This window comes from Kitasatospora sp. NPDC050543 (assembly GCF_044457565.1).
Taxonomy (GTDB): Bacteria; Actinomycetota; Actinomycetes; order Streptomycetales; family Streptomycetaceae; genus Kitasatospora.
This window is the reverse complement of the sequence record NZ_JBITGZ010000052.1, coordinates 1-16380: the sequence shown is the minus strand read 5'-3', so window position 1 is coordinate 16380 and position 16380 is coordinate 1. Positions and strand designations below refer to the sequence as shown.

Below are 16380 nucleotides of genomic sequence, written 5' to 3'. Positions count from 1 at the left end.
GGGTGAGGTTCCACAGTGTCCCAGGAAAAGCTCCTCGACTATCTGAAGCGCGTCACGGCGGATCTGCACCAGACCCGCCAGCGGCTGCGCGAGGCGGAGGCGGGCGACTCCGAGCCGATCGCCCTGGTGTCGATGAGCTGCCGGTTCGCGGGCGGGGTGAACTCCCCCGAGGAGCTGTGGCAGCTGGTGGCCGAGGGCCGCGACGCGATCGGGGACTTCCCCGCCGACCGCGGCTGGGACACCGAGTCGCTCTTCGACGACGACCCTGACCAGCAGGGCACCAGCTACACCAGCCAGGGCGGCTTCCTCTACGACGCGCCCGAGTTCGACGCCGCCTTCTTCGGGATCAGCCCGCGCGAGACGCTCGGGATGGACCCGCAGCAGCGCCTGCTGCTGGAGGCCGCCTGGGAGGTGCTGGAACGCGCCGGCATCGACCCGACCTCGCTCAAGGGCAGCCGCACCGGCGTGTTCGCGGGCACCAACGGCCAGGACTACGGCGACCTGCTGTACCAGGTGCCCGAGGGCGTCGAGGGCTACACCCTGACCGGCAACGCGGCCAGCGTGCTCTCCGGCCGGCTGTCCTACACCTTCGGCCTGGAGGGCCCGGCCGTCACCGTCGACACCGCCTGCTCCTCCTCACTGGTCGCCCTGCACCTGGCCGCCCAGGCGCTGCGCCAGCGCGAGTGCTCGCTCGCCCTGGCCGGCGGCGTCACCGTGATGTCCAGCCCGCGGGCGTTCGTCCAGTTCAGCCGCCAGCGCGGACTCGCCCCCGACGGGCGCTGCAAGTCCTTCGCCGCCGGGGCCGACGGCACCGGCTGGGGCGAGGGCGTCGGCATGCTCCTGCTGGAGCGCCTCTCCGACGCCCGCCGCAACGGCCACCCGGTGCTGGCCGTGCTCCGCGGCTCCGCCGTCAACCAGGACGGCGCCTCCAACGGCCTCACCGCCCCCAACGGCCCCTCCCAGCAGCGCGTCATCCGCCAGGCGCTGGCCGACGCGGGCCTGACCCCCGCGCAGGTCGACGCCGTGGAGGCGCACGGCACCGGCACCGTGCTCGGCGACCCGATCGAGGCGCAGGCGCTGCTCGCCACCTACGGCCTGGAGCGGCCGGCCGAACAGCCGCTCTGGCTCGGCTCGGTGAAGTCCAACCTCGGCCACACCCAGGCCGCCGCCGGTGTCGCCGGCATCATCAAGATGGTGCTCGCCATGCAGCACGGCGTGCTGCCGCAGACCCTGCACGTGGACGAGCCCTCCCCGCACGTGGACTGGGCCTCGGGCGGCGTCCGCCTGCTCGACCGGGCCCGGGCCTGGCCCGAGACCGGCGAGCCGCGCCGCGCCGGCGTCTCCTCCTTCGGCGTCAGCGGCACCAACGCCCACGCCATCATCGAGCAGGCCCCCGCCCCCGACAGCACCGAGGCCCGGGACACCGACCGGCCCGCGGTGCCCGCCGTGCTGCCTTACCTGGTCTCCGGGCGGACGGCCGAGGCCCTGCGAGCCCAGGCCGCCCGGCTCCGCGCCCACCTGGACACCGCGCCCGAGCTCGCCCCGGCCGACCTCGCGCACTCGCTCGCCACCGGCCGCGCCGCGCTGGACCACCGTGCCGCCGTCCTCGCCGCCGACCGCACCGAGCTGCTGGCGGGCCTGGACGCCCTGGCCGCCGGCGAGTCCGCGCCCCAGCTGCTGCGCGGCGCCGCGGCCGCCGAGGGGCGTACGGCGTTCCTGTTCACCGGTCAGGGCAGTCAGCGCGTGGGGATGGGAGAGGAGCTGTACGCGGCGTACCCGGTGTACCGGGAGGCGTTCGACGCGGTCTGCGCGGAGCTGGACGGGCACCTGGAGCGGCCGTTGCGCGAGGCGATCGCGGACGAGGCGCTGGTGAACGAGACGGTGTACGCGCAGCCGGCGCTGTTCGCGGTGGAGGTGGCGCTGTTCCGGCTGCTGGAGTCCTGGGGCCTGAACGCCGACTTCCTGGCCGGGCACTCGATCGGTGAGCTGGCGGCCGCGCACGTGGCGGGCGTGTTCTCGCTGGCGGACGCGGCGAAGCTGGTAGCGGCTCGTGGCCGGTTGATGCAGGCGCTGCCGCGCGGCGGGGCGATGGTCGCCGTCGAGGCCGCCGAGGCCGAGGTACTGCCGCTGCTCACCGACGGCGTCGCGATCGCCGCCGTCAACGGGCCCACGTCCGTGGTGCTCTCGGGTACCGAGACCGCCGTCCTGGAGATCGCCGAGAAGCTGGCCGCCGACGGCCGGCGCACCAAGCGCCTCACCGTCAGCCACGCCTTCCACTCCCCGCTGATGGACGGCATGCTGGACGACTTCCGCGCCGTCGCCGAGACGCTGACGTACCAGGCGCCGCGGATCCCGATCGTCTCCACCGTCACCGGCGCCTCGCTGACCGCCGAGGAGCTGTGCGCGCCCGACTACTGGGTGCGGCACGTCCGCGAGTCCGTCCGCTTCCACGACGCCGTGCGCCGGCTCCAGGCCAACGGCGTCACCACCTACCTGGAGCTCGGCCCCGACGGCGTGCTCACCGCCCTCGCCCAGCACAGCCTCGACGAGGACGGCGCCCCCGCCACGCTGATCGCCGCCCTGCGGGCCGGCCGCCCCGAGGCGCCGAGCCTGCTCGCCGCCGCCGCCCGCGCCCACGTCCACGGCGCCGCGCCCGACTGGCGCGCGGTCGGCCAGGACTGGGGCGGCCGCCGGATCGACCTGCCGACGTACGCCTTCCAGCGCCGGCGGCACTGGCCCGAGCCCCCGGCCGGCTGGCTGGGCGACGTCACCTCCGCCGGCCTCGGCGCCGCCGACCACCCGCTGCTCGGCGCCGCCGTCGCGCTCGCCGACGCTGACGGCGTGCTCTTCACCGGCCTGCTCTCGCTCCAGACCCACCCCTGGCTCGCCGACCACGCCGTGATGGGCACCGTCCTGCTGCCCGGCACCGCCTTCGTCGAACTGGCCGTCCGGGCCGGCGACCACGTCGGCGCGCCCCGGCTCGCCGAACTCACCCTCCAGGCACCGCTGGTGCTGCCCGAGCACGGCGCCGTACAGCTCCAGCTCGCCGTCGGCGAGGCCGACAGCACCGGCAGCCGCCCGTTCACCCTGCACTCCCGGCCCGAGCCCGGCGACGGCGCCACCGGCGCCGCCCTGAGCGCCGAGCACGCCTGGACCCGGCACGCCACCGGCCTGCTCGCCCCGCCCGCCGCCGACCGCCCCGCCGAGCCGCTCAGCCGCGACAGCTGGCCTCCGGCCGGAGCCGTCCCCGTCGCCACCGACGGCCTCTACGACTACCTGGCCGAGGCCGGCTTCGACTACGGTCCGGTCTTCCAGGGACTCACCGCCGCCTGGCAGCTCGGCGACGAGATCTACGCCGACGTCCGCCTGCCCGAGCGGGCCCGGGCCGACGCCCGTCTGTTCGGCCTGCACCCGGCCCTGCTGGACGCCGCCCTGCACGGCGTCGGCATGGGCACCCTGCTGACGCCCAGCGAGTCCGGGCGGCTCCCGTTCGCCTGGCGCGGCGTCACCCTGCACGCCTCCGGCGCCGACAGCCTGCGGGTGCGTCTCGCCCCGGCCGGCGAGGACGCCGTCACCGTCACCGTCGCCGACGCCACCGGCGCACCCGTCGCCGACGTCGAGTCGCTGCTGCTGCGCCCGGTCTCGGCCGCCCAGGTGCACGCCGCCCGCGCCGTCCACCACGAGTCGCTGTTCACCGTCGCCTGGCAGAGCGCCACCCCCGGCGAGGGCGCCGCGACCGCAGTGGGCACCGGAGCGGGCACCGCCACCGGCCTCGCCCTGCTCGGCACCGACCGGCCCGGGCCGGCCGGCGCACTCGCCCTGCCGCTTCACCAGGGGCCCGCCGAACTCGCCGCCGCCGTCCGGGCCGGCGCCGAGGCGCCGCACACCGTCCTCGCGCTGCTCGCCGGCCCCGACGCCGACCGGCCGGGGCACCCGGACGTACCCGGCGCCGCGTACGCCGTCGCCGCCCGGGCGCTCGCCCTGGTGCAGCAGTGGCTCGCCGAGGACGCCCTCGCCGACACCCGCCTGGTGCTCGCCACCCGCGGCGCCGTCGCCGTCCGGCCCGGCGAGGACGTCACCGACCTCGCCGCCGCCACCGTCTGGGGCCTGGTGCGCTCCGCGCAGTCCGAGCACCCCGGCCGCCTCGTACTCGCCGACCTGGACGAGGACCCGGCCACCGCGGACGCCCTGCCCGCCGCCCTCGCCGGCGGCGAACCGCAACTCGCCCTGCGGGCCGGCGCCCTGTACGTCCCCCGCCTCACCCGGGTCACCGCGGCCGAGGAGCCCGCCGAGGCCGGTACCGGCGCCATCGACCCCGACGGCACCGTCCTGATCACCGGCGCCACCGGCACCCTCGGCACCCTCGTCGCCCGCCACCTGGTCGCCGACCGCGGCGCCCGGCACCTGCTGCTGCTCTCCCGCCGCGGCATCGAGGCCGCCGGCGCCGCCGAACTCGCCGCCGAACTCGCCGAGGCCGGCGCCACCGTCACCCTCACCGCCTGCGACGTCGCCGACCGCGACGCCCTCGCCCGGGCACTGGCCGAGATCCCCGCCGCCCACCCGCTCACCGCGGTGGTGCACACCGCCGGCGTCCTCGACGACGGCATCGTCGACGCGCTCACCCCCGAGCGCCTGGCCACCGTGCTGCGCCCCAAGGCGGACGCCGCCTGGCACCTGCACGAGCTGACGGCACATCAGGACCTGGCCGCCTTCGTGCTGTTCTCGGCCGCCGCCGCCACCCTCGGCGGCCCCGGACAGGCCAACTACGCCGCCGCCAACGCCTTCCTGGACGCGCTCGCCCACCACCGGCACGCCCTCGGCCTGCCCGCCACCTCGCTCGCCTGGGGCCTGTGGGCCGAACGCAGCGGCATGACCGGTGCCCTGGACACCGCCGACCTCCGGCGCATCAACCGCGCGGGCGTCGCCGCCCTGTCCTCCAGCGAGGGCCTGGCCCTGCTGGACACCGCCACCGCCCTCGGCGGCGCCACCTACGTCCCGATGCGGCTCGACGTCGCCGGGCTGCGCGGCCAGGCCGCCTCCCCGGCACTGCCCGCCCTGCTGCGCGGCCTGGTCCGCGCCCCCGCCCGTCCGGCCGCCCAGGCCGCCGGCGCCGACACCGGCGGGGCCGGCCTCGCCCAGCAGCTCGCCGCCCTGACGCCCGCCGAGCGGGCGAAGATCCTGCTCGGCGTGGTCACCGGCGAGGTCGCCGCGGTGCTCGGCCACAGCGGCGCCGACGCCGTCGAACCCACCCTCGCCTTCAAGGAACTGGGCTTCGACTCGCTGACCGCCGTCGAACTGCGTAACCGCCTGACCGCAGCGACCGGCCTGCGCCTGCCCGCCACGCTCGTCTTCGACCACCCCACCCCGCAGGCCCTCGCCGAGCAGCTGCACACCCAGCTCGCCGGCTCCGCCGCACCCGCGGCGGCCGCCCCCGCCGCCGTGACCGTGCTGGACGACGACCCGATCGCGATCGTCGGCATGGCCTGCCGCTACCCCGGCGGGGTGACCTCACCCGAGGAGCTGTGGCAGCTGGTCGCCGACGGCGGCGACGGCGTCTCCGCCTTCCCCACCGACCGCGGCTGGCCGCTCGACGCCCTCTACGACCCGGACCCGGAGCGGCAGGGCACCTCCTACGCCCGCGAGGGCGGCTTCCTGCACGACGCCGGTCTCTTCGACCCCGGCTTCTTCGGCATCAACCCGCGCGAGGCGCTGGCCATGGACCCGCAGCAGCGCCTGCTGCTCGAAGCGTCCTGGGAGGCCTTCGAGCGCGCCGGGATCGACCCGGCGATGCTGCGCGGCAGCCGGACCGGCGTCTTCGCCGGCGTGATGTACCACGACTACGTCTCCCGGCTGACCGCGATCCCCGAGGGCGTCGAGGGGTACCTCGGCACGGGCAGCTCGGGCAGCGTCGCCTCCGGCCGCGTCTCGTACACCTTCGGTCTGGAGGGCCCGGCGGTCACCGTCGACACCGCGTGCTCGTCCTCGCTGGTCGCGCTGCACCTGGCGAGCCAGGCGCTGCGCAGCGGGGAGTGCTCGCTCGCCCTGGCCGGCGGTGTGACGGTGATGTCCACGCCCGACACCTTCGTCGACTTCAGCCGCCAGCGCGGACTCGCGGCCGACGGCCGCTGCAAGTCCTTCTCCGCCGCCGCCGACGGCACCAGCTGGGCCGAGGGCGTCGGCATGCTGCTCGTCGAGCGGCTCTCGGACGCCCGGCGCAACGGGCACCCGGTGCTCGCGGTCGTGCGCGGCACCGCCGTCAACCAGGACGGCGCGTCCAACGGCCTCACCGCCCCGAACGGCCCCGCGCAGCAGCGGGTCATCCAGCAGGCGCTGGCCAACGCCGGCCTGGCACCCGCCCAGGTCGACGCCGTGGAGGCGCACGGCACCGGCACCGTCCTCGGCGACCCGATCGAGGCGCAGGCGCTGCTCGCCACGTACGGTCAGGCGCACACCGAGGAGCAGCCGCTCTGGCTCGGCTCGATCAAGTCCAACCTCGGGCACACCCAGGCCGCCGCCGGCGCGGCGGGCATCATCAAGATGGTCATGGCGATGCAGCACGGCCTGCTGCCGCAGACCCTGCACGTCGACGAGCCCTCCCCGCACGTCGACTGGACGGCCGGCGCCGTCGAGCTGCTGACCGAGGCGCGGGCCTGGCCCGAGACCGGCGAGCCGCGCCGCGCGGGCGTCTCCTCCTTCGGCGTCAGCGGCACCAACGCGCACGCCATCATCGAGCAGGCCCCCGACCGGCCCGCCGCCACCCCCGCCCCCGAGGCCCCCGAGGCCACCGGCGGTCCGGGCACGGTGGCGTGGGTGCTCTCCGCCAGGACCCGTGAGGCCCTGACCGACCAGGCCGGGCGACTGCACCGGCAGCTGGCCGAGGACGCGTCCTGGCACCCCGCCGACGTCGCGCACTCCCTCGTCGCCACCCGCAGCAGCCTCGACCGGCGCGCCGCCGTCGTCGGCAGCGACCGCGCCGAACTGCTGCGCGGCCTGGAGGCCCTCGCCCTGGGCGGCTCCGCCCAGGCCGAGGGCACGGCGGCCGGCACCGTGCGCACCGCCCTCCTGTTCACCGGTCAGGGCAGTCAGCGGGCCGCGATGGGGGAGGAGCTGTACGCCGCGTACCCGGTGTACCGGGATGCCTTCGACGTGGTGTGTGCGGAGCTTGACCGGCACCTGGGTCGTCCGTTGCGCGAGGCGATCGCGGATGCGGAGCTGGTCGGTGAGACGGGCTTCACGCAGCCGGCGTTGTTCGCTCTTGAGGTGGCGCTGTTCCGGCTGGTGGAGTCGTGGGGTGTGCGGCCGGACTTCCTGGCGGGGCATTCGATCGGTGAGCTGGCCGCCGCGCACGTCGCCGGGGTGCTGTCCCTGGCCGACGCCGCGACGCTGGTGGCCGCTCGCGGGCGCCTGATGCAGGCGTTGCCGCGCGGTGGGGCCATGGTCGCGGTGCAGGCGTCGGAGGCGGAGGTGCTGCCGCTGCTGACCGAGGGTGTCGGGATCGCGGCCGTCAACGGGCCTACGTCGGTGGTGATCTCGGGCGTCGAGGACGCGGTGCTGGCGGTGGTGGCCGAGCTGGAGGGCCGCAAGTCCAAGCGGCTCACCGTCAGTCACGCGTTCCATTCGCCGTTGATGGACGGCATGCTGGCGGAGTTCCGTGCGGTCGCGGAGGGGCTGACGTTCACTGCGCCGCGGATCCCGGTCGTCTCGACCCTGACGGGTGCGCTCGCGTCCGCCGAACTCACTGAGCCCGAGTACTGGGTGCGGCATGTCCGGGAGGCGGTGCGCTTCGCCGACGCCGTCCGTGTGTTGGAGGCCGAGGGCGTCCGGACCTTCCTGGAGCTCGGCCCGGACGGCACCCTGACGGCGATGGCTCAGCAGTGCCTGGCCGAGGACTCCGAGGCCGTCCTGACCCCGGCCCTGCGCCGGGACCGCGCCGAGGCCCTCAGCTTCACCACCGCCCTGGCCCAGCTGCACGTGCGCGGCGTCAAGCTGGACTGGCAGGCCGTCTTCGCCGGCACCGAAGCCCGCCGCATCGACCTGCCCACCTACCCCTTCCAGCGCGAGCGGTACTGGATGGAGGCACCCACGTTCTGGGCGGTGGACGTCGCCTCGGCCGGTCTGGTCGCACCCGAGCACCCGCTGCTCGGCGCCGCCGCGCCACTGGCCGAGTCCGACGGCTACCTGTTCACCGGGCGGCTCGCCCTGGACACCCACCCGTGGCTGGCCGACCACGCCGTCTCCGGCACCGTGCTGCTGCCCGGCACCGCCTTCGTCGAACTGGCCCTGCGGGCCGGCGAGCAGGTCGGCTGCGATCGGCTGGAGGAGCTCACCCTGGAGGCGCCGCTGGTGCTCCCGGGCGCCTCGGCGCTGCAGTTCCAGCTCTGGGTGGGCGCCGCCGCCGAGGACGGTGGCCGGCCGCTGAGCCTGTACTCCCGGCCCGAGCACGCGGACCCCGACGAGCCGTGGACCCGGCATGCCAGCGGGGCGCTCGCCGTCGCCGCAGCGGCCGAGGCCGCCGAGCTCACCGAGTGGCCGCCGCCCGGCGCCACCGCCGTCGCCGCCGACGGGCTCTACGAGCGCCTGGCCGCCGGCGGCTTCGCCTACGGGCCCGCCTTCCAGGGGCTCACCGCCGCCTGGCAGCTCGGCGAGGAGATCTTCGCCGAGGTCGCCCTGCCGCCGACGGCCGAGGCGGACGGCGGCCTGTTCGGCCTCCACCCCGCGCTGCTCGACGCGGCCCTGCACGGGACCTTCCTCCAGGAGAGCTCCGCCCACGACGGCGGCGGCGCCCAGGGCCGGCTCCCGTTCTCCTGGAGCGGGGTCGCCCTGCACGCCGTCGGCGCCACCGCGCTGCGGGTGCGGATCACCCCGCAGGGCGCCGACACCATCGCCCTGGCGCTCGCCGACGCCACCGGCCGCCCGGTGGCCACCGTCGACTCGCTGGTGCTGCGCCCGGTGGCCGCCGGGCAGCTGCGCGGTGCCCACGCCGGCCACCACGACGCCCTCTTCGAGGTCGAGTGGACGGCGGTGCCCGCGGGCGCCCCCGAGTCTGCCGCCACCGACCCTGCCGCGGCGGGCCTGGCCGTCATCGCCGCCCCCGGGCAGCCGGACGCGGCCGAGGCGCTGCACCGGAGCCTGCGTACCGCCGGCGTCGCCGCCGAGGCCTACCCCGACCTCGCCGCCCTGGCCGCGGCCGTGGCGGCCGGCGCCCCGGCGCCCGCGTTCGTCCTCGCCCCGTTCGGCGGCGAGTTCCCGGCGGCGGGCACCGCCCTGCCGTCCGCCGACGCCGTCCGTACGGCCACCCATCGGGCCCTCGCCCTCGCCCAGTCGTGGCTCGACCAGCGCGGCGCCCTCGCCGACGCCCGCCTCGTGGCCGTCACCCACGGTGCGGTCGCCACCGCGGGTGGCGAGCAGGCCGGCGACCTGGCGGGCGCGGCGCTGTGGGGCCTGCTGCGCTCCGCGCAGTCCGAGAACCCGGACCGCTTCCTCCTGCTCGACCTGGACCGGGCCGAGGGCTCCGCCGCCGCCCTGCCCGGGGCGCTGGCCTGCGGTGAGCCCGAACTGGCCGTGCGCCACGGCGACCTGTTCGCACCGCGCCTGGCCCGGATCGCCACCGACGCCGCGCTCACCCCGCCCGAGGACGCCGTCGCCTGGCGGCTGGGGATCCCGGTCAAGGGCACCCTGGAGAACCTGGAGCTCATCGAGTTCCCGCCCGCCGTCGCCCCGCTGGAGCCCGGCTACATCCGCATCGGCGTCCGCGCCACCGGCCTCAACTTCCGCGACGTCCTCAACGCCCTCGGCATGTACCCGGGCAACGCGGGCCTGCTCGGCCTGGAGGGCGCGGGCGTCGTCCTGGAGGTGGGCCCCGGCGTCACCGACCTCGCCGTCGGCGACCGGGTGTTCGGCATGCTCTCCGGCGGCTTCGCGCCGGTCACGGTCACCGACCGCCGGATGGTCGCCCCGATGCCCGCCGAGTGGAGCTTCGCCGAGGCGGCGTCCGTCCCGGTGGTCTTCCTGACCGCGTACTACGCGCTGGTCGACCTCGCGGACCTCCGGCCCGGCGAGTCCCTGCTGGTCCACGCCGCCGCCGGCGGTGTCGGCATGGCCGCCGTCCAGCTCGCCCGCCACCTCGGCGCCGAGGTGTTCGGCACCGCGAGCGCGTCCAAGTGGGACGCCGTCCGCGCCCTCGGCGTGCCCGACACGCACCTCGCCTCCTCGCGCGACCTGGACTTCGAGCAGCGCTTCCGCACCGCCACCGGCGGCCGCGGCGTCGACGTCGTCCTCGACTCGCTCGCCCGGGAGTTCGTCGACGCCTCGCTCCGGCTGCTGCCGCGCGGCGGACGCTTCGTCGAGATGGGCAAGACCGACGTCCGCGACGCCGATCAGGTCGCGGCCGAGCACCCCGGCGTCCGCTACCGCGCCTTCGACCTGATCGAGGCCGGTCCGGACCGCATCAACGAGATGCTCGGCGCCGTCGTCGAGCTGTTCGCGCAGGGCGCCCTCCACCACCTGCCCGTCACCACCTGGGACATCCGGCGCGCCCCCGAGGCGTTCCGCTTCGTCAGCCAGGCCAAGCACATCGGCAAGGTCGTCGTCACCGTGCCGCCGCCGCTCGACCCGGACGGCACCGTCCTGGTCACCGGCGCCACCGGCACCCTGGGCGCCCTCGTCGCCCGGCACCTGGTGACCGAACACGGCGCCAGGCGTCTGCTGCTCACCAGCCGGCGCGGCGCCGACGCCCCCGGCGCGGCCGAGCTCACCGCCGAGCTCACCGCCCTCGGCGCCCAGGTCACCGTCGCCGCCTGCGATGCCGCCGACCGGACGGCGCTGGCCGGCCTGCTGGCCGCCGTCCCGGCCGCACACCCGCTCACCGCGGTCGTGCACACCGCCGGCGTCATCGACGACGGCGTGGTCGGCTCGCTCACGCCCGACCGGCTCGACACCGTGCTGCGCCCCAAGGTGGACGCCGCACTCAACCTGCACGAACTCACCGCCTCGGCCGACCTCGCCGCGTTCGTCCTGTTCTCCTCCGTCGCCGGCACCTTCGGTGGCGCGGGCCAGGGCAACTACGCCGCCGCCAACGCCTTCCTCGACGCACTGGCCAGGCACCGCCGCTCCGCCGGCCTCGCCGGCCTCTCGCTGGCCTGGGGCCTGTGGGCGGAGAGCAGCGGCATGACCGGCACCCTGGACACCGCCGACCTGGAGCGGATGGCCCGCGGCGGCATCACCCCGCTCGGCTCCGCCCAGGGCCTGGCGCTGCTCGACACCGCGGCCACCCTCGGCCGCGCCGCCCTCGCCCCGATGGGCCTGGACGTCGCCGGGCTGCGCGCCCACGCCGACCCCGCCGCCGTCCCGCCGCTGCTGCGCGGCCTGGTGCGGACACCGGCGCGCCGCACCACCAGGGCCGCGTCCGCCGCCTCGGCGGCCGACCAGGGCCGGACGCTGGAGCAGCGCCTGGCCGGGCTGGACGAGGACGAGCGCCGTACGCTCCTGCTGGAGCTGGTCCGCACCCAGGTCGCGGCCGTGCTCGGACACTCGGGACCGGAGGCGGTGGAGGCCGAACGGGCGTTCAAGGAGCTGGGCTTCGACTCCCTCACCGGCGTCGAACTGCGCAACCGGATGAACGCGGCCACCGGCCTGCGGCTCTCCGCCACGTTGGTGTTCGACTTCCCGACGCCCGCCGCCCTCGCCGAGCTGCTGTTCACCGAGACCGCCCCCGCGGCGGACGCCTCCACCAGGCCACTGCTCGCCGAACTCGACCGGCTGGAGGCGGCGTTCGCCGCCGCCCCCGCCCCCGGTGACGAGCTGAGGACCGCCCTCTCCACCCGGCTGCAGGCCATCCTGGGCCGACTCGCGGCGGTCGAGGAGCCGGCCGCCCCCGCCGTCGACACCGAACAGCTGCGCGCCGCCTCCGACGAGGAGCTGTTCGCCTTCATCAACGACCAGCTCGGCCGCTCCCAGGACGGCAGCTGAGCCGGGAGGCGACGACACCCGCCGCCAGGGCCCCGGAGCCGGCACCTTCCGTGCTGCTCCGGGGCCCTGGCGGCGCTCCCGGAGATGTACCCCGAACACCCCCTCCTAGGGGCCGGATAGGGGTTGAGAGCACTCGGGCCGAACCATAATCTCGCATAGCGAAATGCAATAGGCGATCTGGCAATAGCTCCTGGTGCCCGAAGTTGCCGACAACTTCGCCCGGGGGATTTCCACAGGCCATCGGCCGTTGCTGCGAATTTCCCGCCGGTGAGAATCCGTCAAAATGACGTGAGCCGACTGGATGCGTTGAAGAGGTGGGCATTTAATGGCGAATGAAGAGACACTTCGCGACTACCTCAAGTGGGTGACGGCCGATCTGGCCCAAACCCGCCAGCGACTCCAGGAGGTGGAGGCGGCCGACCACGAGCCGGTCGCGATCATCGGCATGAGCTGCCGCTTCCCCGGGGACGTCGGATCCCCCGAGGAGCTGTGGCAGCTCGTCAGCGAGGGCCGGGACGCCGTCGACGGCTTCCCCGCCAACCGCGGCTGGGACCTCGACGCGATCTACCATCCCGACCCGGAGCACCCCGGCACCTCGTACGTCGCCGAGGGCGGCTTCCTGCACGGGGCCACCGAGTTCGACCCCGGATTCTTCGGCATCTCGCCGCGCGAGGCGATGGCCATGGACCCACAGCAGCGCCTGCTGCTCGAAACCTCCTGGGAGGCGTTCGAGCGGGCCGGGATCGACCCGGCCACGCTGCGCGGCAGCCGGACCGGCGTCTTCGCCGGCGTCATCTACCACAACTACGCCGCCCGCCTGCACTCCGTGCCGGAGGGCGTCGAGGCGTTCCTGGGCACCGGCAGCTCCGCGAGCATCGCCTCCGGCCGGGTCGCCTACGCCCTGGCCCTCGAAGGCCCCGCCGTCACCATCGACACCGCCTGCTCCTCCTCGCTGGTCGCCCTGCACCTGGCCGTGCAGTCGCTGCGCAGCGGCGAGTCCTCGCTGGCGCTGGCCGGCGGTGTGACGGTGATGTCCACCCCCGAGGCGTTCGTCGACTTCAGCCGCCAGCGGGGCCTGGCCATGGACGGGCGCTGCAAGGCGTTCTCCGCCGACGCGGACGGCACCGGCTGGGGCGAGGGCGTCGGCATGCTGCTCCTGGAGCGGCTCTCGGACGCCCGGCGCAACGGGCACCCGGTGCTGGCGGTCGTGCGCGGCACCGCCGTCAACCAGGACGGCGCGTCCAACGGCCTCACCGCGCCCAACGGGCCGTCGCAGCAGCGCGTGATCAAGCAGGCGCTGGAGAACGCCCGGCTGACCGCCCAGCAGGTCGACGCGGTGGAGGCGCACGGCACCGGTACGCGGCTCGGCGACCCGATCGAGGCGCAGGCCCTGATCGCCACCTACGGCCAGGACCGGCCCGAGGACCGGCCGCTGCTGCTCGGCTCGATCAAGTCCAACCTCGCCCACACCCAGGCCGCGGCCGGCGTGGCCGGCGTCATCAAGATGGTCATGGCGATGCAGCACGGTGTGCTGCCCCGCACCCTCCACGCCGACCAGCCCTCGCCGCACGTCGACTGGGCCGCCGGCGCGGTCCGCGTGCTCGCCGAGGACACGGCTTGGCCCGAGACGGGCGAGCCGCGCCGCGCGGGCGTGTCGTCCTTCGGGTTCAGCGGTACCAACGCGCACGCCGTCCTGGAGCAGGCTCCGGCGGTGGAGGCCGAGGAGCCCGTGGCCGTGGCCGCCGGCGTGCCGGGTGTTCCGGTGCCGGTGGTGCTGTCCGGGCGGACGGCGGAGGCGCTGCGGGGTCAGGCGGGGCGGTTGGCGCAGCGCCTGGTGGCGGAGCCGGGGCTGGGTCTGGCGGATGTGGCGTTCACGCTGGCGACGGCCCGCTCGGCGTTCGAGCACCGGGCCGCGCTGGTGGGCGGTGACCGGGCGCAGGTGCTGGCGGGGCTGGAGGCGCTGGCGGCGGGTGGGCCGGGTGCGGGTGCGGGTGCGGGTGCGGGTACGGGTTCGGCGTCGGCGTCGGTTTCGGTGTCCGGGGTGTCGGGGACGGCGGGGCGGACGGCGTTCCTGTTCACCGGCCAGGGCAGCCAGCGGGCCGCGATGGGCGAGGAGCTGTACGCGGCGTACCCGGCGTTCGCTGCCGCCTTCGACGCTGTCTGCGCGGAGCTGGATCCGTTGCTGGGTCGTCCGCTGCGCGAGGCGATCGCGGATGCGGAGCTGGTCGGTGAGACGGGCTTCACGCAGCCGGCGTTGTTCGCGTTGGAGGTGGCGCTGTTCCGGCTGGTGGAGTCGTGGGGTGTGCGGCCGGACTTCCTGGCGGGGCATTCGATCGGTGAGCTGGCTGCCGCGCATGTGGCGGGTGTGTTCTCGTTGGCGGACGCCGCGAAGTTGGTGGCGGCTCGTGGGCGGTTGATGCAGGCGTTGCCGCGCGGTGGTGCGATGGTGGCGGTGCAGGCGTCGGAGGCGGAGGTGCTGCCGCTGCTGACCAAGGACGTTGGCATCGCGGCGGTCAACGGGCCTACGTCGGTGGTGATCTCGGGCGTCGAGGACGCGGTGCTGGCGGTCGTGGCGCAGCTGGAGGACCGTAAGACCAAGCGGCTGACGGTGAGCCACGCGTTCCATTCGCCGTTGATGGACGGCATGCTGGCGGACTTCCGTGCGGTCGCGGAGGGGTTGACGTTCACTGCGCCGCGGATCCCGGTCGTCTCGACCCTGACGGGTGCGCTCGCGTCCGCCGAACTCACTGAGCCCGGGTACTGGGTGCGGCATGTCCGGGAGGCGGTGCGCTTCGCCGACGCGGTCCAGGTACTGGAGGCCGAGGGCGTCCGGACCTTCCTGGAGCTCGGCCCGGACGGCACCCTGACGGCGATGGCTCAGCAGTGCCTGACGGAGGACTCCGAGGCCGTCCTGACCCCGGCCCTGCGCCGGGACCGCGCCGAGGCCCTCAGCTTCACCACCGCCCTGGCCCAGCTGCACGTGCGCGGCGTCAAGCTCGACTGGCAGGCCGTCTTCGCCGGCACCGAAGCCCGCCGCATCGACCTGCCCACCTACCCCTTCCAGCGCGAGGCGTACTGGATCGACCGCACCGCGCCGGTCGTCGGCGACGCGCGGGCGATCGGTCTGGGTTCCGCCGACCACCCGCTGCTGGGGGCGGCCGTTGCGCTCGCCGACAGCGACGGCTTCTTCTTCTCCGGCCGGCTCTCCGTCCGGACCCACCCCTGGCTGGCAGACCACGCCGTGGCCGGGAGCATCCTGCTGCCCGGCACGGCCTTCGTCGAACTCGCGATCCGGGCCGGCGACCACGTCGGCTGCGACCGCCTCGAAGAGCTGACGCTCGAAGCGCCCCTCGTGCTGCCCGAACGCGGCGGCGTGCAGGTGCAGCTGTGGGTCGGCCAGGCGGACGGGTCGGGTGCGCGCCCGCTGTCCGTCTACTCCCGTCCCGAGGACGCGGACGACGACGAGCCGTGGATCCGGCACGCCGACGGCCTGCTCTCCACCGGCACGGCCCCCGCCCGCGCCGCCGACTTCGCCGCCGCGTCCTGGCCGCCCGCAGACGCCGAGCCGGTGGACCTCACCGGCTTCTACGACGCCCTCGCCGCCTCCGACTTCGGCTACGGCCCGGCCTTCCGCGGCCTGACCGCCGCCTGGGTGCGCGGCGAGGAGGTGTTCGCCGAGGTGGCACTGCCCGAGGAGGCGGCCGCCTCGGCCGCCTCCTTCGGCCTGCACCCGGCCCTGCTCGACGCGGCGCTGCACGCGACCGCGCTCGCCACGCCGCCGGACGGCGACCGCTCCGGCGCCGCCGGCCAGGGCCGCCTGCCGTTCTCCTGGAACGGCGTGTCCCTGCACGCGGTCGGCGCCGCCATGCTCCGGGTGCTCATCGCACCTGCCGGCCCCGAGTCGGTGTCGCTGACGGCGGTCGACGCCACCGGCGCGCCGGTCTCGTCGGTGGAGACGTTGATGCTGCGGCCGGTCTCCGCCGAGCAGCTGGGCGGCGGTGGCGCCCGCTCGACCGCCCACCACGACGCGCTCTTCGGCGTGGAGTGGGCCGAGGTGCCACTGCCCGCCCCGGCGGACGCCACCGCCGAGCGTCACACCGTGGTGGGCGCGGACGGGCTCGGCCTCGCCGCCGCGCTGCTCGCCGCCGGCCACGGCGTCGACACGCCCCAGAGCCTTGCCGCCCTCGCGGCGCGCCTCGAAGCCGACCGCCAGGCCCAGGCCACGTCCCCGTCCCCGGCCCCGGCGAGCGTCTACCTCCCGCTCGGCACCGGCACCGGTGCCCTCAAGCCGTCGGCCGAGGCGGTGCGGACGGCCGTCCGGGAGGCGCTGGCGCTGGTGCAGGAGTGGCTGGCGGCGGAGGAGTTCGCGGACTCCCGCCTGGTGGTGGTGACGCGCGGTGCGAGCACCGGTGA

Annotated in this window: 1 protein-coding gene and 1 pseudogene; both read left to right on the top strand. The window is 75.8% G+C overall.

Annotated features, from left to right (window positions below; translation table 11 throughout):
• The first annotated feature begins 15 nt into the window (after positions 1 to 15).
• Positions 16 to 11967, top strand: a complete 11952-nt coding sequence (locus ACIBH3_RS33780; protein WP_396315935.1) for an SDR family NAD(P)-dependent oxidoreductase — start codon at positions 16 to 18, stop codon at positions 11965 to 11967.
• A gap of 328 nt (positions 11968 to 12295) precedes the next feature.
• Positions 12296 to 16380: pseudogene (locus tag ACIBH3_RS33775) on the top strand (type I polyketide synthase); the annotation flags it as partial.